Consider the following 20,510-nt stretch of genomic DNA (forward strand, 5'->3'; position numbering starts at 1 on the left):
ATTCGACCGGTGATGGGTTTGCCATCGTATGCCGCCAGGGCTGACACCTCGCGGGAGAGCATGTCGAGGTCGTCGGTAGAGCGCCCTCGGATAGGCACTGGGTAAATACGATCGGACGGTGACAGATGAGACGAACCAGCAGCACATGGTCAGTCGGCGGTCGGTCGTGATCGGATCCGCGGTGGCTGCCGCAGGCGTCGGAATCGGGGCCGCGGCGGCGAAGGTGGGCGATACGGACGACGTGACCGCCGAAGATTCGTTCACTGTGGTCGACAATCGCGGCAAGCAACGGTTCCTGCTGGCAACGGCGAAGCCACCCATCATCCTCGGAGGTAAGACGTATCCGCCACAGATGCGGCAAGGGCCTGATGCCTCGTATCTGCTGTTCAACGACGAGAATGGCGACGAAAAGGGTGGCATCACCGCCTCCAGCGTCGGCGCGCAGATCGCGTTGGACTACCCCAACGGGGATGCGATCCACCTGGGGGCCAATTGGGAGGACGCGCCTGCCGGTGCTGCACTGACCATGAAGCACATAGGTGATCCCAACACGCCGCTCGAGGAAGCGACTCACGCGATGGGTCTGCGACTGTTCGCTGACACCGAGAACGGAACGGGGCTGACACTGTGCGATCCGCAGGGACGGCCGCGAATTCAGTTGCGCGTGGCCATGGACGGCACGCCATCGATCGCAATCCTCGATGAACAAGGCGCAATCGTGAAGCAGCTGTAGATCGTTCCGCCCGGACCGGCGGCGTTCACACGGCACAATCGACGCATGGTTTCGGAGTCCAGGCGGCGGATCGAGGTGGCCGCCTCCGGGCTGCTGGCGCGGCACGGGTATCACGGGTTCGGTCTGAAGGCGTTGAGCGAGGCGGCCGAACTGCCGTACGGCTCGATCTACCACCACTTTCCGGGCGGCAAGGAGGAGATCGCGGTCGCGGCGATCACCGGGACCGGCGTGCTGACCGGCCGGATGATCCGGCAGGCGCCGACCGACGTCTTCGCCACCTTGGCCACGCTGTTCGAATTCATGGTGGGCAAGCTCGCGGATTCGGAATGGACCGACGGGTGCCCGATCGGGACGCCCGCGCTGGACGGCGGCAGCGACGTGGCGGCGGTGCGCTCGGCCTGTGTGCGCGCCTTCGACGCGATGGAGCAGGCGTTCGCCGGGCTGCTCGCCGAACTCGGCCTCGGCGGGGAGGATGCGGCCGAACTCGCCGCCACGGTGGTCGCCGCCTACGAGGGGGCCACCATCCTGGCCCGGATCCGCCAGACGGACGCACCGCTGCGCACGGTCGCGAAGTCGATGGAGCGGCTGATCCGGGCGACCTTCGCGGCGGCGGGAATCGGTGGCGCGGTACCGACGGCGGAAGGTTCGGACGAAATCGAAGCCGATGCGGCATCGTCGACCGGAAATTTTCCGGAAATGCTCGCCGAGCAGGGAGATTCGAAGTGAAGCCGTTGACTAGAAAGAACGTTCTAGCGACACTCGGACGATGAAGCGACTGATGCTGACCGGCCCCGGTGCGATGCGCTGGGAAGACCACCCCGAACCCGTACTGAGCGGGCCCGATCAGGCGCTCGTGCGGCCGGTCGCGCTGGCCACCTGCGACATCGATCCGGCCGTGCTGCGCGGCGCCTTCCCGCTACCCGGGCCGTATCCCTTCGGGCACGAGGGAGTCGCCGAAGTGGTCGAGGTGGGGCCGGAGGTCCGCGACGTCGCGGTGGGCGACCTCGTGGTGGTGCCGTTCCAGATCTCGTGCGGCGCCTGCCGGGCGTGCGCGCGCGGCCGGACCGGGAACTGCACCAGCCATCCGCGGCTGTCCAGTTTCGGCCTCGGTCCGATGGGCGGGCTGGACTGGGGCGGGTTGTGGGCCGACCTCGCGCTCGTGCCGCACGCCGACGCCATGCTGGTCCGGCTGCCCTCCGGCGTCGACCCGGCCGCAGTGGCCAGCGCCAGCGACAACATCCCGGACGCCTACCGCTCGGTCGGCCCCCAGCTGGCCGCCGATCCCGCCGCCGAAGTCCTGGTGATCGGCGGCCCCGCCGCGCCGTCGATCGGCCTGTACGCCGCCGGGCTCGCGGTCGCGCTCGGCTCTGCCCGTGTGGTCTATCTCGACGACTCCGACCAGCGGCTCGAGATCGCGAAATCGCTCGGCGCCGAGGCGATCGAAGGCCCGCGCGACGCCCGGGTCGGACGGTTCCCGATCGTGGTCGAGGCGGCCGGCGGGGCGAAGGCGCTGCGCGCGGCGATCGATGCGGCGGCATACGACGGCTGGTGCACGAGCGTCAGCGTGCAGTCGCAGGATGTCGCCCTGCCGATCCTGGACATGTACACCCGCTGCTGCACCTTCCACACAGGTCGCGCGCACGTCCGCCCGGTCATTCCCGAGGTGCTCGATCTCGTCGCCGCGGGGCGCTTCGACCCGTCGCTGGTCACCACCGTGACGGCCGCGTGGGACGAGGCGGTGGAGGCGCTGCTGGAGACGCCGATGAAACTGGTCGCCGTGCGCTGAGCGCCTGTGACGAATCGCACTGCGTGCCCTGTCCCCGACCCCGATAGGAGGGCTGTCCGCTCGGCGCTCGACGCCCGGAGTCGTGCGGACGCGGCTCGCCTGATTCCGAGCGGCGTTTTTCTGCGCAGGTCAGCCGGAAAAGTTGTGCTGCGACCCGGCATCGCGTCGGGTGGACACCTGTCCGGCACGGCGGCATGGGGCCCTCCGCCGTGCAGGAATCGCCGCAGGTCGACGGGGCCGCTGACTCAGGGCACCCTTATTAGCTTTCGGGAACGAATTCCGCCACACTGATGTTGTGAAAACCGTGGGTTTGCGGAGGAACGACGAAGGAGCCGGTCGCAAGGCCGACGCCGGGTCGGTTGCTGCGCCCGCGACGGTCGGCGGCGAAGGGCATACCCGAGCGGCCATCGTCCAGCTGCTGCTGGAGGAAGGACCGATCACCGCCACCGCCATCGGGAACCGGCTCGGCCTGGCCCCGGCGGGCGTGCGCAGGCACTTGGACGCGCTGATCGATTCGGGTCAGGCGCGGGCCGGTCGATCGGCGCCCTGGCAGCAGAAAGGCCGGGGCCGCCCGGCCAAGCAGTACCAGCTCACCGCGGCCGGACGCGGCAAACTCGGCCACGCCTACGACGATCTGGCCGGAGCCGCCATCCGGCAGCTCGGAGAGATCGGCGGCGAACAGGCCATCACCGAGTTCGCCCGCAAACGAGCACGCACTATCGTGGCCGGGATCGAACCGGTCGGTGAGCACACCACGGAACAGACCACGGCCAAGGCCGAGGAGATCGCCGAGGCGTTCACCGACGCCGGGTTCGCGGCCACCACCCGCAAGGTGGGCACCGGCGTGCAGATCTGCCAGCACCACTGCCCCGTGGCGCACGTCGCCGAGGAGTTCCCGCAGCTGTGCGCGGCGGAGCTCGAGGCGTTCCGTGAGCTGCTCGGCACCCATGTGCAGCGGCTGGCCACGATCGCCAACGGCGATTGCGCGTGCACTACGCACGTGCCGCTGCTCGTCCTGCCCGCAGGCCGGACCGATACTTCAGCACCAACCGCTGCACAGCCCGCAGCGGTACGAACGAACGACTCCGGAAGGAGTGCCGAATGACGACGACCACCGACCAGGTGCAACCGCTCACCCAGGAAGAGGCGATCGCCTCCCTGGGCAAATACGGTTACGGCTGGGCAGATTCGGATGTGGCCGGCGCCAGCGCGCAACGAGGTCTGTCCGAGGCGGTTGTCCGCGACATCTCGGCGAAGAAGAACGAGCCGGAATGGATGCTCGAACAGCGGCTGAAGGCGCTACGCATCTTCGATCGCAAGCCCATGCCGATCTGGGGCTCCAACCTCGACGGCATCGACTTCGACAACATCAAGTACTTCGTGCGCTCGACCGAGAAGCAGGCCGCGTCCTGGGACGAGCTGCCCGAGGACATCAAGAACACCTACGACAAGCTGGGCATCCCCGAAGCGGAGAAGCAGCGGCTGGTCGCCGGTGTCGCCGCGCAGTACGAGTCCGAGGTCGTGTACCACCAGATCCGCGAGGACCTGGAGGCCCAGGGCGTGATCTTCCTGGACACCGACACCGGTCTGAAAGAGCACCCGGAGATCTTCCAGCAGTACTTCGGCTCGGTGATCCCCGCGGGCGACAACAAGTTCTCCGCGCTGAACACGGCCGTGTGGTCGGGCGGCTCGTTCATCTACGTGCCGCCGGGCGTGCACGTCGACATCCCGCTGCAGGCCTACTTCCGGATCAACACCGAGAACATGGGCCAGTTCGAGCGCACCCTGATCATCGTCGACGAGGGCGCCTACGTGCACTACGTCGAGGGCTGCACCGCGCCGATCTACAAGTCGGACTCGCTGCACTCCGCGGTGGTGGAGATCATCGTGAAGAAGGGCGGCCGCTGCCGCTACACCACCATCCAGAACTGGTCGAACAACGTCTACAACCTGGTCACCAAGCGGGCCAAGGCCGAGGCGGGCGCGACCATGGAGTGGATCGACGGCAACATCGGCTCCAAGGTCACCATGAAGTACCCGGCGGTCTGGATGACCGGCGAGTACGCCAAGGGCGAAGTGCTGTCGGTGGCGTTCGCCGGCGAGGGCCAGCACCAGGACACCGGTGCGAAGATGCTGCACCTCGCGCCGCACACCTCCTCGACCATCGTGTCGAAGTCGGTGGCGCGCGGCGGCGGCCGGGCCTCCTACCGCGGCCTGGTGCAGGTGAACAAGGGCGCCCACGGCTCGAAGTCGACGGTGAAGTGCGACGCGCTGCTGGTCGACACGATCAGCCGCTCCGACACCTACCCCTACGTCGACATCCGCGAGGACGACGTGACCATGGGTCACGAGGCGACCGTCTCGAAGGTCTCCGAGGACCAGCTGTTCTACCTGATGAGCCGCGGCCTCACCGAGGACGAGGCGATGGCCATGGTGGTGCGCGGCTTCGTCGAGCCGATCGCGAAGGAACTGCCCATGGAATACGCGCTCGAGCTGAACCGCCTGATCGAACTGCAGATGGAAGGAGCCGTCGGCTGATGGCCGTGGAGAACGTAGCCGAAGCCGCCGAGGCTCGTACCCCTGCGATCAACAAGGGCGAGGTCTTCACGTCGTTCGACGTGAACGCGTTCGAAGTGCCTTCCGCGAAGGACGAGGCGTGGCGGTTCACCCCGCTGCGCCGTCTGCGTGGACTGCAGGACGGCACCGCGGTCCGGGACGGCCGCACGGGTGTCGAGGTCGCGGCGGCCGAGGGCGTCACGGTGGAGACGGTCGAACGCTCCGACGCCCGCCTCGGCGAGGCCGGCGTGCCGTCCGACCGCGTTGCCGCGCAGGCGTACTCGGGCTTCGAGCAGGCCACTGTCGTGACGGTCGGCAAGGAGGTCGAGGTCGCCGAACCGGTGACGGTCACGATCACCGGGCCCGGCGAGGGCAAGACCGCCTACGGGCACCTGCAGATCCGGCTGGAGCACTTCGCCAAGGCCACTGTGGTCATCGACCAGCGCGGCAGCGGAACCTACGCGGAGAACGTGGAATTCGTGCTCGGCGATTCCGCCAAGCTGACCGTGGTGGCCGTGCAGGACTGGGCCGACGACGCGGTGCACGCCACCGCCCACCACGCGAAGCTCGGCCGCGACGCCACGCTGCGGCACACCTCGGTCACCCTGGGCGGTGATCTGGTGCGCCTCACCGGCAACGTCCGCTACGACGGCCCCGGAGGCGACGCCGAACTGCTCGGCCTCTACTTCGCCGACGCGGGCCAGCACTTCGAGCAGCGTCTGCTCGTCGACCACGCCGTGCCGAACTGCAAGTCGAATGTGCTGTACAAGGGCGCGCTGCAAGGCGACCCGCACTCGCCCAAGGGCGACGCCCGCACCGTGTGGGTCGGCGACGTGCTCATCCGCGCCGCCGCCGAGGGCACCGACACCTTCGAGGTGAACCGCAACCTGGTGCTCACCGACGGCGCGCGGGCGGACTCGGTGCCGAACCTGGAGATCGAGACCGGCGAGATCGTCGGCGCCGGACACGCGTCCGCGACCGGCAGGTTCGACGACGAGCAGCTGTTCTACCTGCGCGCCCGCGGCATCCCGGAGGACGCCGCCCGCCGCCTGGTGGTGCGCGGTTTCTTCCACGAGATCATCCAGAAGATCGCGGTGCCCGAGGTCCGGGAGCGGCTGGAGGCGGCCATCGAGGCCGAACTCGCCGCCATCGGCGCCTGATCAACGACCCCATACCTGGCAAAGGAATTCGAATTCGATGACCACCCTGGAAATCAAGGACCTGCATGTCGAGGTCGCAAACCCCGACGAGTCCGGCGAGCCCATCAAGATCCTCAAGGGCGTGAACCTCACGGTGAAGTCCGGTGAGACGCACGCCATCATGGGCCCGAACGGCTCCGGCAAGTCGACGCTGTCCTACGCGATCGCCGGTCACCCGAAGTACACGGTGACCTCCGGCTCGATCACGCTCGACGGCGAGGACGTGCTGGCGATGTCGGTGGACGAGCGCGCCCGTGCGGGCCTGTTCCTCGCCATGCAGTACCCGGTCGAGGTTCCCGGCGTCTCGATGTCGAACTTCCTGCGCACCGCCGCCACCGCCGTGCGCGGCGAGGCCCCCAAGCTGCGGCACTGGGTCAAGGAGGTGAAGGAGTCGATGAGCGAACTGGAGATCGACGCCGCCTTCGCCGAGCGCAGCGTGAACGAGGGCTTCTCCGGCGGCGAGAAGAAGCGCCACGAGATCCTCCAGCTCGGCCTGCTCAAGCCGAAGATCGCGATCCTGGACGAGACCGACTCGGGTCTGGACGTCGACGCGCTGCGCATCGTCTCCGAGGGCGTCAACCGCTACAAAGAGCGCGAGAACGGCGGCATCCTGCTGATCACGCACTACACCCGCATCCTGCGCTACATCCAGCCGGAGTTCGTGCACGTCTTCGTCGGCGGCCGCATCGTCGCCGAGGGCGGCGCCGAGCTCGCCGAGGAACTCGACGCCAACGGCTACGTTCGTTTCACTCAGACCGCCACCGCTGGAGCTTGATATGACCGCTACGGTCCGCACCCTCGACGTCGCCCGTATCCGGGCCGACTTCCCGATCCTGAACCGCACGGTCCGGGACGGGAAACCGTTGGTGTACCTGGACTCCGGCGCGACCGCGCAGCGGCCGATCGAGGTGCTCGAAGCCGAACGCGACTTCCTGATCACCAGCAACTCGGCGGTGCACCGCGGTGCGCACCAGCTGGCCGAGGAGGCGACCGACGCCTACGAGGGCGCGCGGGCCGACATCGCGCGGTTCGTCGGGGTGGACGCGGGCGAGATCGTGTTCACCAAGAACGCCACCGAGTCGCTGAACCTGGTGACCTACGCCTTCGCCGACGACCGGTTCCCGCACCACGTGGGCCCTGGCGACGAGATCGTGATCACCGAGCTGGAACACCACGCGAATCTGGTGCCCTGGCAGGAGCTGGCCCGCCGCACCGGTGCCACGCTGAAGTGGTACGGCGTGACCGACGAAGGCCGGATCGACCTGGATTCGCTGGAACTGTCGCCCGCCACCAAGGTGGTCGCGTTCACCCACCAGTCCAACGTCACCGGCGCGGTCGCTCCGGTCGAGGAGCTGGTCCGCCGGGCGAAGGCGGTGGGCGCGCTGGTCGTGCTCGACGCCTGCCAGTCGGTGCCGCACATGCCGGTCGACTTCCGTGCGCTCGGTGTGGATTTCGCCGCGTTCTCCGGGCACAAGATGCTCGGCCCCTCCGGTGTCGGCGTGCTCTTCGCTCGCCGCTCGCTGCTGGAGGAGATGCCGCCGTTCATCACCGGCGGGTCCATGATCGAGACGGTCTTCATGGACCACAGCACCTACGCGCCGCCGCCGCAGCGCTTCGAGGCGGGCGTGCCGATGACCTCCCAGGTGGTCGGATTGGGCGCGGCTGTGCGGTATCTGGAAGAGATCGGCATGGACGCCGTCGCCGCGCACGAGCACACGCTGGTCGGCGCGGCGCTGGACGGGCTGGCCGGGATCGACGGCGTGCGGATCATCGGGCCTGCCGAGAACATCGATCGTGGCGGCGCGGTGTCGTTCGTGGTGGACGGCATCCACGCCCACGACGTCGGGCAGATCCTGGACGACGAGGGCGTGGCCATCCGGGTGGGCCATCACTGCGCGTGGCCGCTGCACCGGCGTTTCGGCGTCGCCGCGACCGCACGCGCCTCGTTCGCGGTCTACAACACGCTCGCCGAGGTGGACGCGCTGGTCGCCGCGGTGCGGAAGGCCCAGAGCTTCTTCGGGGTTGCATAGATCATGCGCATGGAGCAGATGTACCAGGAAGTGATCCTGGATCACTACAAGCACCCGCACCATCGGGGGCTGCGCGAGCCGTTCGGGGCCGAGGTGCACCACGTGAACCCGACCTGCGGCGACGAGGTGACCCTGCGCGTGCAGCTCGACGACAACGGCGACGTCACCGACGTCTCCTACGACGGCCAGGGTTGCTCGATCAGCCAGGCGGCCACCTCGATCCTCGCCGATCAGGTGATCGGGCTTCCGGTGCAGCAGGCGCTGAAGGTGGTCGACTCCTACAGTGAGATGATCTCCAGCCGCGGCACCATCGAGGGCGACGAGGACGTGATCGGCGACGGCGTCGCCTTGGCAGGCGTCTCGAAATACCCAGCGCGGGTGAAGTGCGCGTTGCTCGGGTGGATGGCGTTCAAGGACGCCGTCCTCAGGATCGGCCCCGAGCAGCCCGCGCCGGCCGCGGAAGAGAACTGAACCGTCCGATGGAAAACGGGGAAGCGTCATGAGTGACACACCGGCCACCGAGCAGACCGAACAGGCCGCGCCGGCCGCCGATTTGCCCGAGCTGTCCGCCGAGGACATCAAGCTGCTCGAGGACATCGAAGAGGCGATGCGTGACGTCGTCGACCCGGAACTCGGCATCAACGTCGTCGACCTCGGCTTGGTCTACGGATTGCGCGTCGAGGAGGACAGCACCGCGGTCCTGGATATGACGCTGACTTCGGCGGCCTGCCCGCTGACCGACGTCATCGAGGACCAGTCCCGCAACGCGCTGGTGCGCAGCGGCCTGGTGGAGGACTTGAAGATCAACTGGGTCTGGATGCCGCCGTGGGGTCCGGACAAGATCACCGAGGACGGCCGCGAACAGTTGCGCGCCCTCGGCTTCACGGTGTAATTCGCCGCAACTGACGCAGCCGCCGGTAGCGCCTGAACAAGGCGCCCGGCGGCTGAGTCGTATCCACCGCATGCGCCTTCCCGGCGCACCGCTCGGGGACGATCATCGACGCGTTCCGACCTGAGCGCGCACGGCCGAATCGACCGGCGCTCCGCTCTCGGCGAAGACGGACGCTCGGAAAAGGGGTTAGTCGCGCGGGTCGATCCGGCGCACCCGCCGATGGTGGGAAGTGCCCATTTCGACAAAAGAGCACGGGCCGAATGAAGATTTGAACTTCGAGTCGTTCGGAACGGGGAGGATCCTCACATGTCGGTGCCGCACAAGGCTGCCCTCGGGCTCGCGGCGGTCTCCGCCGCCACCTGCGCCGTGGTCGGCGCTCCCGCGGGTGCGGCGCATGCGGCGACCTACTATGGCGCGCTGGCGCTTTCGCCCAGCACCGGTGCGGTCACATCGGCGGTGGACTATGCGAGCGCGGCCGCCGCCGATGCCGCGGCACGCGCCCAATGCGGTGTCACCGATTGCCAGACGGTCGTGCAGTTCTGGAACGCCTGCGGGTCTGTCGTGCGCGGCGCCGACGGCAAGCACGGATGGGCGTGGGGACCCACCCGCGCCGAAGCCGAACGCCGGGCCATCGATGTCCTCGGTCCCAGCGCCCCGCCGTTCCCGAGTCTCGGCAGCGCGATTCCCCGGCCCGCGAGCGTGCGCTTGACGGCGTGCACCTCGACCGCCGGGTAGCTCAGCGGCGCAGGACTTTCCGCGCCAGCCAGTTGCCGAAGAACTGGATGCCCTGTACGCCCGCGATGATGATCAGCGTCGCGACGAGCGTGACCTGCCAGTCGAAGCGCTGATAGCCGTAGACGAGGGCGAAATCGCCGAGACCGCCGCCGCCGACGGTGCCCGCCATCGCGGACATGTCCACGATGGCGATCACCACGAAGGTGTAACCCAGGATGAGCGGCCCGAGCGCCTCGGGGATCAGCAGCGTCAGGATGATGCGCAGCGGTCCCGCGCCCACCGCGCGCGCCGCCTCGATCACGCCGGGATCGACCGTCACCAGGTTCTGTTCCACGATGCGCGCGATGCCGAACGACGCCGCGACGATCATGACGAACGCCGCCGCCTCGGTGCCGATCGTGGTACCCACCACCTCCAGCGTCACCGGGCCGAGCGCGGCGAGCAGGATGATGAACGGGATCGGGCGCACCACGTTGACGAGCACGTTGAGCAGCAGGTTGATCGGCGCGTTCGCCAGCAAACCGCCCTTGCGGGTGGTGTAGAGCGCGGTGCCGAGCAGCAACCCGATGAAGCCGCCGACCACGAACGTGAGCGCCACCAGATAGAGCGTGGTGCCGATCGCTTCGTTCAGCACCGGCCGGAGTTTGTCCCAATCGGTATGCATGGCAACTCCTTTCAGGTCGACCGGCGCTCGAGTTCGGCGACCACCTTGTCGACGGCGTCGTCGGGGCCGTGCAGCGCCAGGGTGAGACTGCCGAAGGTCTTCTCCTGCAGGCTGCTCACCCCGCCGTAGACCACCTCGAACCTGACCTCGGCGTGCGCCGCGGCGGCCAGCGCCGCGCCGATGCCGCGCTCGTCGTCCACGTCGACGGTGACCAAACGGCCCCCATGGCGACCGGCGAGGCGGCGCAGTTCCTTCTCGGAGGGGCGGTTGTGCAGGACGGTCTCGACGAAGGAGCGGGTGGGGGCCGCCTGCGGCGTGGCGAACACTTCGAAGGTGTCGGCGAGTTCCACGATGCGTCCTTCTGCGAGCACCGCGACCCGGTCGGCCACCGCGCGGATGACGTCCATCTCGTGGGTGATGACCACGATGGTGACGCCCAGTTCGCGATTGATCTTGCGCAGCAGCCGCAGCACCTCAGCGGTCGTCTCCGGGTCCAGTGCCGAGGTGGACTCGTCGGCCAGCAGCAAGGACGGCGACGTGGCCAGCGCTCTGGCGATGCCCACCCGTTGCTTCTGGCCGCCCGACAGCTGATCAGGGTAACTGCGCGCCTTGTCGGACAAGCCGACGAACTCCAGCAGTTCGGCTACCCGCGCCTTGCGTTCGGCGCGCTTCCAGCCCGCGACCTTCAGCGGATATTCGACGTTTCCCGCGGCCGTGCGGGAGCGGAAGAGATTGAATTGCTGGAACACCATTCCGATGTCGCGCCGCAGCCGCCGCACTTGGCGCTCCGGCACGCCGGTGATGGGTGTGCCGGAGATCTCGACCGTGCCGCTCGTCGGCTTCTCCAGCGCGTTGATCAGCCGCACCAGCGTGCTCTTGCCCGCGCCGGAATACCCGATCACGCCGAAGATCTCGCCTTGCTCGATGCGCAGGTCGATGTTGTCGAGCGCCACATTGCGCTGCGCGCCCTTGCCGAAAACCTTGGTGACCGAACGGAACTCGACGGCGGGAACGGCCGTGTCGCTCACTTGCCGTCGCGGATGGTCTGCTGCACCCGCTGCAGGATCTGCTCGAGTTCCTGGCCGCTGCGCCGCACCTCGACGGCGGTGCCCTTGGTCACCTCGTCGTGCGCCTTCTGCACCTCCGGGTCGTGCCACAGCTCGGCGAGCTGCAGATAGACCGGATTGTTTTTGTCCTCGGCGCGGGTGACCAGCGCGTTGATGTACGGCTCCGCGGCGGGATTCTTCGGGTCGTCCTTGTACAGCGCCGAATGCGGATCGATGCCGGAACGTTCCAGGAAGGTGTTGTTGATGATCGATCCGTCGACCGAGGCCAGCGACAGCGCGGTCTGCGCGGCGTCGACGGGGGTGACGCGCACTTTGGACGCGCCCTTGTCGATGTCGGCAGGGGTCGGCGCCTTGGTGTCGGACGACAGTTTCACCAGCCCGGCGGCTTGCAGCACGAACAGCGCCCGTGCCTGATTGGTGGGGTCGTTCGGGATCGCGATCTCCGCGCCCTGCGGAATGTCGGCCAGCGACTTGTGCTTCTTCGAGTAGAGACCCAGCGGCACGATGTAGGTGGAGCCGATCGGCGTCAGGGTGTCGTTGTTCGCGACGTTGTAGGCGCCCAGGAATTGCAGATGCTGGAAGAGATTGATGTCGATCTGTTTCTGCGACAGCGCGAGATTCGGTTGCTTGTAGTCGGAGAAGTTGGTGATCCGCAGCGTGATGCCCTTGTCCTTGGCGCGCTGCTCGAAGACGTCCCAGGAGTGATCCTTGTCGGTGGTGCCGATGCGCACTACCTTGTCCGAGGAAGCGTCGTCACCGCCGCAGCCGGTCAGGGTCAAGGCCGCGGTCGCTACCAGGACCGGGATCGCCAGTACCCGATGGAATTTCACTCGTGCTCCCGATTGCTCGTCGCGATATGACCCGGTAATCCAAGCGACGGGGCGCAGCGGGCGACAACGGTTTCGATTGTGGTGAGCGAAACCCTCCGCACGAACTGAACGAGCGTCTAATTTGCTGATAATGCGCTCGAGTCTCCGGCTGTTGCTGATCCCGCTCGTGTCCGTATTGGCCGTCGCCGCGGTCGGCTGCGGTGGTGAAGACCGATCCGACGCGGTCCACATCGGGGTCAACGATCTGTCGCTGCCGCACTGGGAGGTCTACCGCAAGAAGGCGGCGGAGCAGGGCATCACGGTGGAGTTCACCAATTTCACCGACTACAACCAGCCGAATCCGGCCCTGGCGCAGGGGCGCATCGATCTCAACAAGTTCCAGCACGTGCGGTACCTGGCCAATTACAACGTCCGCAACAACGACACGCTGGTGCCGATCGGCGCGACCGAGATCTTCCCGCTGACGCTGTACTCGCGCAAGCACAAGTCGGTGGCCGACATTCCGAAGGGCGGCGAGATCACCTTGAGCAACAACCCGGCCAACCAGGTGCGGCCCCTGCTCGGCCTCGCCGCGGCCGGGCTCATCGTGCTGAAGGGCGGCGCGAGCTGGGACTCCAAAATCGAGGACGTCGACCCAACCGCCTCCCGGGTGAAGCTCACGCCCATCGATCCGACCCTGACCGCCCAGTCGCTCGGCAGCGTGGACGCCGCGTTCGTCGACGACACCTTCGCCCGCCCCGCCGGACTGACATCCAACGAGGTGATCTACACCGACGACCCCGAGCGTCCGGAACTGAAGCAGTACATCAACGTCTTCGCCGCCCGCGCCGCCGACAAGGACAACCCGACGCTGCTGAAACTGGCGCAGCTCTATCACGACCCAGAGGTCGAGGCCGCGGTCCGCGCGGAAACCGGCTACCAGGGCATCTTCAAAACCAATAGCGCGGCCGATCTCCAGGCGACGCTCGCCGAACTGGAAGCTCGGTTCCGGAGGTAGGGATCCTGCCCCGCGCCCGCTCGGCCTGCCGGTCCTGCCGATGGGCCGGTCGGCGGAGCCACGGGCGACCGGTAGCGCGGTTTCGGATGTGCCTGAGCGGGAATCGCGTCGGGGAGCTGACACCGAGGAGGTCTCCGTGCCGGATGGGAACACTGCGAGCCCGCAGCGGGTCGTGATCGTCGGGAGCGGGTTCGCGGGGTTCACCTGCGCCCAGAAGCTCTGCCGCATCGTGGCCAAGGCGAACCGCGACATCGAAATCGTGCTCGTCACGCCCAACGACTACATGCTCTATACGCCGCTGCTGCCGGACGTGGCCGGTGGCCTGATCGACCCTCGGTTCGTCGCCATCTCACTGGCGGATTCGCTGCCGCGGGTCCGGTTGGTGGTGGCGAACGCTAGGTCGGTCGATCTGCGGAACAAGACGCTCACGGTGGAAGACGAGCATCATCCGCCGCGGCAGCTGTCGTGGGATCGGCTGGTGCTCACGCCCGGGTCGGTCACCCGCCTGTTCGACATACCGGGTCTGGCCGAGCACGCGCGCGGGCTCAAGACCGTCGCCGAAGCGCTGTACCTGCGCGAGCAACTGCTGCGCCAGCTCGAACTCGCCGATGACGAGGAGGACCCCGAGGTGCGGCGGGCGCGCCGCACGGTGGTGGTCGTGGGGGCGTCCTACGCGGGCACCGAGCTCGTGGCGCAGTTGCGCGCCCTCGCCGACGCCTACGCCGCGCGCCGTGGGTTCGACCCCGCCGAAGTGCGTTTCCTTCTGCTCGACACGGCGCCGAGGGTGATGCCCGAGGTCGGCGAGCGGCTCAGTGACAAGGTGCTGAAGGTGCTGCGCAAACGTGGCATCGAGATCCGGCTGGAGACCTCGCTGACGAAACTCGACGAGAACTCGGTCGTGCTCACCGACGGCACGGTGGTGCCCACCCGCACGGTGGCCTGGGTGACGGGTGTGACCGGCGCACCGGTGCTCGGCACGCTCGGCCTGCCGCTGGAGAAGGGCCGCTTGGTCGTCGACGCGAAACTGAACGTGCCCGGCCACCCGGACGTCTTCGCGGGCGGCGACGCGGCGGCGGTGCCCGACCTCACCAAGCCGGGCCGGATCACTCCGCCCACCGCGCAGCACGCCACGCGACAGGGCAAGACGCTGGCCAGGAACGTCGCGGCGAGCCTTGGCATCGGCACGGCCGCCGACTACAAGCACCGCGACCTGGGTCTGGTCGTCGACCTCGGGCCGCGCTTCGCGGTCGCCAACCCGATGGGCATCCGCCTGTCCGGCCTGCCTGCCAAGGCGGTGACCCGCGCTTACCACACGTTCGCCGTGCCGCGAGCGGTCAACCGATGGGCGATCACGGTCTCCTACCTGACCATCGCGGTCACACCCCGCCCCCTCGCCCTGCTGGGGCTGGTCAGTCACGAGGAAGCCAGCTTCGGCGCCAGCGAGGGGATTTCCGCGAAATCAGGGTGAGCTTCGTGACAGCGCGGAGGTGACCGGCCGCTTCCCTGCCGAACCCGTGCGGTGGGGCGGCGGCAGCGGAGATGATTCGGTGGTGGACGAGATGACGTATCGGCGATCGCGCGTCGGGCTGCACGCGGTCGCGGAGTTGCTGATCGCCGGGCCGCAGTACCGAGAATTCGGCACCATTCGGTTGGCAGTCGTGCACCGGGGTTTCGCCGGTGTGCGTTGGCCGGTTTCGGTGGTCGGGGAGGAACTGGTGTGGCCGGAAGGGCGGGTGCGGCTGAAGGGGACGTATCGGGAGGTCGCCGAGGCCGCGGGTTTCGAACCCGGGCCGCCGGAAGGGGTGTATGCGGACACCACCGGCGTGGATACCGATTCGGCGATCGAAGTGGATCCCTCGGCGGCGGGGTTGATCGAGGACTGGTTCGCGCTGGGGGACAAGGCGTTGCGGTGCCTGGCGTCCGGCGTGACACCGGTGCTGTGGCCGGAGCATTTCGATCTGTCGAGCACGGTCGACGAGGTGAACTACGGGGTTTCGCCGGGAGACGACGCTCATCCCGGGCCCTACGCCTACATCGGCCCGTGGACCCCGCGGACCGGCGACTTCTGGAACGCGCCGTTCGGCGCGCTCCGGCCCCGCACCGCGGTGAACACGGTCGCGGCCCTGCTGGAGTTCTTCGAAGAGGGCAGGCAGCGCGCGGCACAAGACTGATTCGGCGGTGGTGGCGGCCCCGCCGTAGGAAGATCAGGCGCCCTTGCGAGCCGGAGCCTTTTTGGCCGCCTTCTTCGCAGGCGTCTTCTTCGCCGCGCTCTTGGACGCGCCGCTCTTGGCCGCCGTGCTCTTGGCTGCTCCGCTCTTTTCGGCGCTCTTGGCCGCGGCCTTCTTCGCGGTCTTCTTCGGCTCGGCCCCGTCGCCGCCCGCCGTCCTGCGCCCGCTGGCCTCCAGGCTGCGCTGCAACGCGGCGACCAGATCGACCACCTCGGCGTCCATCCCGCTCGGCGCGAGCTCCGGCTGTTCGGGCACCTTGCCGGTTCCGCTGGCGATCGCCTCGTCGAGCAGGCGTTTGAGCTCGATCTGGTACTCGTCGGTGAACTGCTCCGGATCGAAGTCGTCGGACATGGCCTCGACGAGCGTCTCGGCCATCTTGATCTCCTGCGGCCTGGGCTCGGCGACACCGTCGAGGGATTCGAACTCCACGGAGCGGACCTCGTCGGGCCACAGCAGCGTCTGGACCACCAGAATGCCCTCCCGTACACGCAGCGCGGCAAGCCGGGTCTTCTGCCGCAACGTGAAGTACACCAGGGCTGTGCGTTCGATCTGCTCCAGCGTCCTGGCCAGCAGGACGTAGGCCTTCGGCGTGCTGGAGTCCGGTTCCAGGTAGTAGCTCTTCTCGAACAGGATCGGATCGATCTGCTCCGACGGCACGAACTGCAGCACCGGTATCTCGTGCTTCTCCGCTACCGGCAATTTCGCGAAGTCCTCGTCGCTGAGCACCACCTTGTCGCCGTCCGGCGACTCGTAGGCCTTGTCGATCTCGGTGTACTGGACGGATTGGCCGCACACGCTGCAGACGCGGTCGTATTTGATCCGGCCTCCATCCTTGGCGTGCACCTGATGGAACCGGATGTCGTGGTCCTCGGTGGCGGTGTACACCTTCACCGGAACGTTCACCAGCCCGAATGCGATCGAGCCCTTCCAGATCGATCTCATACCCCCATCATGGCCGAAGCCCACCGACCGCGCGAGGGAACCGGAACTCCGAGTGTCGCGGTCGCGACACGCCGACGCAGCCGTCCCGGGAGCGCGGCGAACAGTGCGCTCATCGCCGCGACCGTGCCGGCGAGGTCGGTGCGGCCGGACAGATACGCGCGTTGCGCGTCCGGGGGAAGCGCGAAGAACGTGTCGAAGAACAGCGGGAGATCATCGGGCGGCAACGCCAGCAGCGCGCGCAGCCCGGCGCCGCGCAACCGGTGGACGACGCGCGCCGCGGCCGGCCATACGTCCCGGCCCGCGGCCACCGCGTCGGCAGCGGACAGCGCGGCGCCGACGCTGTACCCGGTCGCCGGATGCAGGAACCCGCCCGCGGCCCCGAACCTGCTCGACCCGGGACGGCCTCCTTGCACCGGAAAACGGACGTGCTCCACGGGTTCGTCACCGGTGAGCGGGACGTCTCTGGCGCGGAGGCGCTCCCACAAGCGTGTGCGCAGTTGCGCACCGGTCAAGGCCGGGCGGCCGGCCAGGCAAGTTTCCTCGAGCAGCACCCGCTCGTCGTCCAGCGGAACGGCGTAGAGGAACGAACGCGGCGCCTCGGGGGCGGCGCCGTTGTCCGGACGCCAGTCCATGAACAGCGGTTCGAGCCCGGCGCAGCGCCGGGCGTCCACGATGACGCCGTAGGCCGTCTGCTCGGCCCGGGCGGGCGAGCGGGCGAGTCCGCGCGCGTCGACCACCCGGCCGCCGGTGATCGTCGCGCCGGAGGCCAAGGTCACGCGCTCGGGGCCGACATCGATCGCGCGCTCGGAGACCACGCTCGCGTCGGCCAGGTGCAGCGACCTTTGCAGCCGGGCGGTATCGAGCACCACGTACGGGCGGTCCAATCGGTGAGCGCGCGTTCCCCAGGCCATCGGCCGGGGTACCGTCGCCGCGACGACCCGAGGCGACAGCCAATCAGGCAGTTCGTCGGCCCACACCGCGTAGGTGGCCGTCCACCGGCGCTCCGGCGCGGGATCGACCACGGTGACCGTGAGTCCGCGCTCCACTGCCCGGTGCGCGAGGGCGCGTCCGGCCGGGCCGAGCCCGCAGACGACCACGTCCGGCTTCATGCCGGGCTCGTCCGGATCCGCTGGAGCGTGTTGCGATGCATGGGTTCGAGCCTCTCATCTGCTCGCTGGAGCGTCGCGCAGCCACGGCGTCGAACACGTTCCGGCGCGGAGGTCCGGACCCGCGAAGTGAACGTTTCGCGAAAGCTGTCGCGGATTCCGGATCGCCCGCCCCGCGTGCGGAAATGCGTCCGGCCTGGCTCGGTTGCCTTCCCATGCCGGAGCGTGCAGGCAGGTGGCCGGACCGGGCGCACCGACGGAATGTGTTCGGGCTCACCGCACTTTGTCCCGCGTTGCTAGGATGCCGGGGCGCTGGCGTACGCATCCGGCTCCGGTGCCGAGTGTCAGGTGTCGGCGCACCGGCGTGCCGCGGATGGCACGCCGGGCAGGTTGCCGACCGGCGACCGCTGGAGTCCGAGCGCGAAAGCGGCACGACCGGAACGAGTTAGGGGTAGACGGAGTGTTCGAGCTGACCAGGCGGCGCAGCCGGTGGATCCTGGCCGTGTTCGTGGTGCTCGCACTGGCGATGGGCACGCTGAGCGCGACGCTGTTCGACAAAGTGCAAGGCGGCGGGTACATCGACCCCGACAGCGAATCGAGCCGGGCGACCGCGGTGCTGCGCGACACCTTCGGCGAGGCCACCCCGAATTTCGTGCTGCTGGTGCAGACTCGCCGGTCGGTGGACGACGACGCCGCGGCCACCGCGGCGACGAATCTGGTCACCGAGCTGAAGTCGGAGTCCGGCGTCGCGGGCGTCACGTCGTACTGGACCGACAAATCGCCCGCGCTGCGCAGCACCGACGGAACCAAGGGCCTGATCGTGGCCAGCATCCTCGGTGAGGAGGCCGACGTCGACAAGCGGGTGGGCGATCTCGCCGACCGATTCGGCGGCACCCACGGCCCGCTCGAGGTGCGCGTCGGCGGCTACGCCATGCTGCTGCACGAGACGGTGCAGCAGAGCGAGAAAGACGTCGTGCTGGGCGAATCCATCGCATTCCCGGTCACGCTGATCGCCCTGCTGCTGGTGTTCGGCGGCTTGGTCGCGGCCAGCCTGCCGCTGGTGATCGCAATGATCACGGTGATGATCACCATGGGCGCGCTGTGGCTGATCGCGAGCGTCACCGATCTGGCGGCCACCGCGACCAACGTCGCCACCCTGCTCGGCCTCGGCTTGGCGATCGACTACAGCCTGCTGATCATCAGCCGCTACCGCGACGAACTGGTCGCCGGTCAGCAGCCCGCCGCCGCGGTGGCCGCCACCATGCGCTCGGCGGGCCGGACCGTCGCGTTCTCGGCCGTCACCGTCGCCGTCGCGCTGTCGGGCCTGCTGTTCTTCCCGCTGCTGGCCGTGCGGTCGATGGGCTACGCGGGCCTGGCCGTGGCGGTGATCGCCGCGACGGTGTCGCTGACCGTGCTGCCCGCGATCCTGTTCCTGCTCGGCACCAAGATCGACAACGGTCAGTTGTGGTGGTTCCTGCGCGCGGCCCGTCCCGCACCCGGCGAGGGCGCCTGGCACCGCCTGGCGCGGTTCGTGATGATGCGGCCGGTGCCCATCGGCCTCGGGGTCACCGCCCTGCTGCTCGTGCTGGGCGCGCCGTTCCTCGGAGTGAATCTCGGCTTCCCCGACGAACGGTCGCTGCCGGAGTCGATGAACAACCGCCAGGTCACCGAGACCATCCAGCGCGACTTCGCCGCCACCGAGCAGAACGGGCTGTTCGTAGTGCTGCCCGAAAGCGCTTACAGCGCCGCAGGCTTGGACGCCTACGCTCGTGAGCTGTCGGAGATCGAGGACGTCCGCCGGGTCGACACCGTCACCGGCAGTTACAGCCACGGCGGTCTGCTCGTCGCGCCAACCGCGGCCGCCGACCGCTTCCGCGCCGAGAACGCCGCCTATCTGACGGTGGTCCCGGACACCACCGATCCCACGGTGCTGGATCGGATCGCCGCCGACGTGCGCGCGACGCCCGCCGCCTCGCCGGTGCTGGTCGGCGGCGTGGCGGCGGCCAACACGGACGCGATCGGCTCGGTCGTCTCGGCGCTGCCGTACGCGCTGGCCTTCGTCGTGCTGATCATGGTGGTGGTCCTGTTCCTGCTCACCGGAAGCGTCGTGCTGCCGCTGCTGGCCGTCGTGCTCAGCTTCCTGAGCCTCACCGCGACTTTCGGCGCGCTGGTCTGGATCTTCCAGGACGGGCACCTGTCCGGGTTGCTCGGCTTCACCGTCACCGGCGACCTCCCCCCGACCGTCCCGGTGATGCTGTTCGGCGTCGCGTTCGGTCTCGCCATGGACTACCAGGTGTTCCTGTTGGCCCGCATTCGCGAGGAGTACCTGCGCACCAGGTCCAACGCGCTGGCCGTCACGTCCGGACTGGAGCGGATCGGCCGGATCGTCACGGCCGCCGCCGTCCTGATCTCGCTGGTCTTCCTCGGCTTCCTCGCCTCGGACATCACCTTCATGAAGGCGTTCGGCATCGGGCTTCCACTCGCCGTGCTGGTGGACGCGACGCTGGTGCGCGGCTTCCTGTTGCCCGCGGCGATGGAGTTGCTCGGCCACTGGAACTGGTATGCGCCCGGCCCGCTGCGCCGACTGCACGAGCGGTTCGGAATCGAGGAGGCTGCTGCCGCTCCGGCGACCGCGGGGCGCGAGGACTGGCTCCAGCCCGTCCGGCTCTGACTTCGGGGCGATCGGGGCAGGCTCGATCGGGTAGGGTCGCTCGGGCGGCTCGGGGAGGCCCACGCGGGGTGGGA

Annotated in this window: 20 protein-coding genes; 15 read left to right on the forward strand and 5 right to left on the reverse strand. The window is 68.5% G+C overall.

Annotation, left to right across the window (positions count from 1 at the left end):
* Positions 1–118 precede the first annotated feature (118 nt).
* The 11 genes from ABZ824_RS05685 to ABZ824_RS05735 all read left to right on the forward strand — a co-directional run bounded on the left by ABZ824_RS05685 (position 119) and on the right by ABZ824_RS05735 (position 9,931).
* Positions 119–733 (forward strand): hypothetical protein, encoded by a 615-nt coding sequence (locus ABZ824_RS05685; protein WP_356961830.1) that lies wholly within the window; start codon positions 119–121, stop codon positions 731–733.
* A gap of 45 nt (positions 734–778) precedes the next feature.
* Positions 779–1,459, forward strand: a complete 681-nt coding sequence (locus tag ABZ824_RS05690; protein ID WP_356961831.1) for a TetR/AcrR family transcriptional regulator — start codon at positions 779–781, stop codon at positions 1,457–1,459.
* A gap of 40 nt (positions 1,460–1,499) precedes the next feature.
* Positions 1,500–2,519, forward strand: coding sequence for an alcohol dehydrogenase catalytic domain-containing protein (locus tag ABZ824_RS05695; RefSeq protein WP_356961833.1), 1,020 nt, complete (start codon positions 1,500–1,502; stop codon positions 2,517–2,519).
* Between the two features lie 310 nt (positions 2,520–2,829).
* On the forward strand, positions 2,830–3,624 hold the full coding sequence (locus ABZ824_RS05700; RefSeq protein ID WP_356962466.1) for a metalloregulator ArsR/SmtB family transcription factor: 795 nt from the start codon (positions 2,830–2,832) through the stop codon (positions 3,622–3,624).
* Positions 3,621–5,057, forward strand: coding sequence for a Fe-S cluster assembly protein SufB (gene sufB / locus ABZ824_RS05705; RefSeq protein WP_067801810.1), 1,437 nt, complete (start codon positions 3,621–3,623; stop codon positions 5,055–5,057). The genes ABZ824_RS05700 and sufB overlap by 4 nt, the downstream gene beginning before the upstream one ends.
* Entirely contained in the window at positions 5,057–6,235 is a 1,179-nt protein-coding gene (sufD, locus tag ABZ824_RS05710; protein WP_356961835.1) for a Fe-S cluster assembly protein SufD, read from the forward strand. The genes sufB and sufD overlap by 1 nt, the downstream gene beginning before the upstream one ends.
* A gap of 37 nt (positions 6,236–6,272) precedes the next feature.
* Positions 6,273–7,049, forward strand: a complete 777-nt coding sequence (gene sufC, locus ABZ824_RS05715) for a Fe-S cluster assembly ATPase SufC (protein WP_355070834.1) — start codon at positions 6,273–6,275, stop codon at positions 7,047–7,049.
* Position 7,050: 1 nt separating this feature from the next.
* On the forward strand, positions 7,051–8,304 hold the full coding sequence (locus ABZ824_RS05720; protein WP_356961837.1) for a cysteine desulfurase: 1,254 nt from the start codon (positions 7,051–7,053) through the stop codon (positions 8,302–8,304).
* Between the two features lie 3 nt (positions 8,305–8,307).
* Positions 8,308–8,775, forward strand: a complete 468-nt coding sequence (sufU, locus tag ABZ824_RS05725) for a Fe-S cluster assembly sulfur transfer protein SufU (RefSeq protein WP_356961839.1) — start codon at positions 8,308–8,310, stop codon at positions 8,773–8,775.
* Positions 8,776–8,857: 82 nt separating this feature from the next.
* Entirely contained in the window at positions 8,858–9,196 is a 339-nt protein-coding gene (locus ABZ824_RS05730) for a metal-sulfur cluster assembly factor (protein WP_355071057.1), read from the forward strand.
* Between the two features lie 306 nt (positions 9,197–9,502).
* Positions 9,503–9,931 (forward strand): DUF4189 domain-containing protein, encoded by a 429-nt coding sequence (locus tag ABZ824_RS05735; RefSeq protein ID WP_355070838.1) that lies wholly within the window; start codon positions 9,503–9,505, stop codon positions 9,929–9,931.
* A gap of 1 nt (position 9,932) precedes the next feature.
* Here the strand turns inward: ABZ824_RS05735 and ABZ824_RS05740 are convergent, their stop codons facing one another.
* Genes ABZ824_RS05740 through ABZ824_RS05750 form a run of 3 tightly spaced genes read right to left on the reverse strand, consistent with a single transcriptional unit; the run spans position 9,933 to position 12,441 of the window.
* Positions 9,933–10,595, reverse strand: coding sequence for a methionine ABC transporter permease (locus ABZ824_RS05740; protein ID WP_195042705.1), 663 nt, complete (start codon positions 10,593–10,595; stop codon positions 9,933–9,935).
* Positions 10,596–10,606: 11 nt separating this feature from the next.
* Positions 10,607–11,623: a methionine ABC transporter ATP-binding protein gene (locus ABZ824_RS05745; protein WP_356961840.1), complete on the reverse strand. Its 1,017-nt coding sequence runs from the start codon at positions 11,621–11,623 to the stop codon at positions 10,607–10,609.
* Complete coding sequence (locus ABZ824_RS05750) at positions 11,620–12,441, reverse strand: MetQ/NlpA family ABC transporter substrate-binding protein (RefSeq protein ID WP_356962468.1); 822 nt, start codon at positions 12,439–12,441, stop codon at positions 11,620–11,622. Before ABZ824_RS05750 ends, ABZ824_RS05745 begins: the two co-directional genes overlap by 4 nt.
* A gap of 181 nt (positions 12,442–12,622) precedes the next feature.
* Here ABZ824_RS05750 and ABZ824_RS05755 point away from each other — a divergent pair, with 181 nt between their 5' ends.
* The 3 genes from ABZ824_RS05755 (at position 12,623) to ABZ824_RS05765 (ending at position 15,660) form a co-directional block, all read left to right on the forward strand.
* Complete coding sequence (locus tag ABZ824_RS05755; RefSeq protein ID WP_356961842.1) at positions 12,623–13,489, forward strand: MetQ/NlpA family ABC transporter substrate-binding protein; 867 nt, start codon at positions 12,623–12,625, stop codon at positions 13,487–13,489.
* Between the two features lie 136 nt (positions 13,490–13,625).
* On the forward strand, positions 13,626–14,957 hold the full coding sequence (locus ABZ824_RS05760) for an NAD(P)/FAD-dependent oxidoreductase (RefSeq protein ID WP_356961844.1): 1,332 nt from the start codon (positions 13,626–13,628) through the stop codon (positions 14,955–14,957).
* Between the two features lie 19 nt (positions 14,958–14,976).
* Entirely contained in the window at positions 14,977–15,660 is a 684-nt protein-coding gene (locus ABZ824_RS05765) for a hypothetical protein (protein WP_356961845.1), read from the forward strand.
* 33 nt (positions 15,661–15,693) lie between these two features.
* On the opposite strand, the gene ABZ824_RS05770 is transcribed toward ABZ824_RS05765, so the two are convergent.
* Both ABZ824_RS05770 and ABZ824_RS05775 read right to left on the reverse strand, forming a co-directional pair.
* Positions 15,694–16,659, reverse strand: coding sequence for a Ku protein (locus ABZ824_RS05770; RefSeq protein WP_356961847.1), 966 nt, complete (start codon positions 16,657–16,659; stop codon positions 15,694–15,696).
* Positions 16,656–17,768 (reverse strand): lycopene cyclase family protein, encoded by a 1,113-nt coding sequence (locus ABZ824_RS05775; RefSeq protein ID WP_356961848.1) that lies wholly within the window; start codon positions 17,766–17,768, stop codon positions 16,656–16,658. The genes ABZ824_RS05770 and ABZ824_RS05775 overlap by 4 nt, the downstream gene beginning before the upstream one ends.
* A gap of 457 nt (positions 17,769–18,225) precedes the next feature.
* Between ABZ824_RS05775 and ABZ824_RS05780 the strand changes: the two genes are divergently transcribed.
* Complete coding sequence (locus ABZ824_RS05780; RefSeq protein WP_356961849.1) at positions 18,226–20,436, forward strand: MMPL family transporter; 2,211 nt, start codon at positions 18,226–18,228, stop codon at positions 20,434–20,436.
* Positions 20,437–20,510 lie beyond the last annotated feature (74 nt).

Origin of the sequence: Nocardia sp. NPDC047038 (assembly GCF_040644075.1) — a bacterium.
GTDB classification, from domain to species: domain Bacteria; phylum Actinomycetota; class Actinomycetes; order Mycobacteriales; family Mycobacteriaceae; genus Nocardia; species Nocardia sichangensis.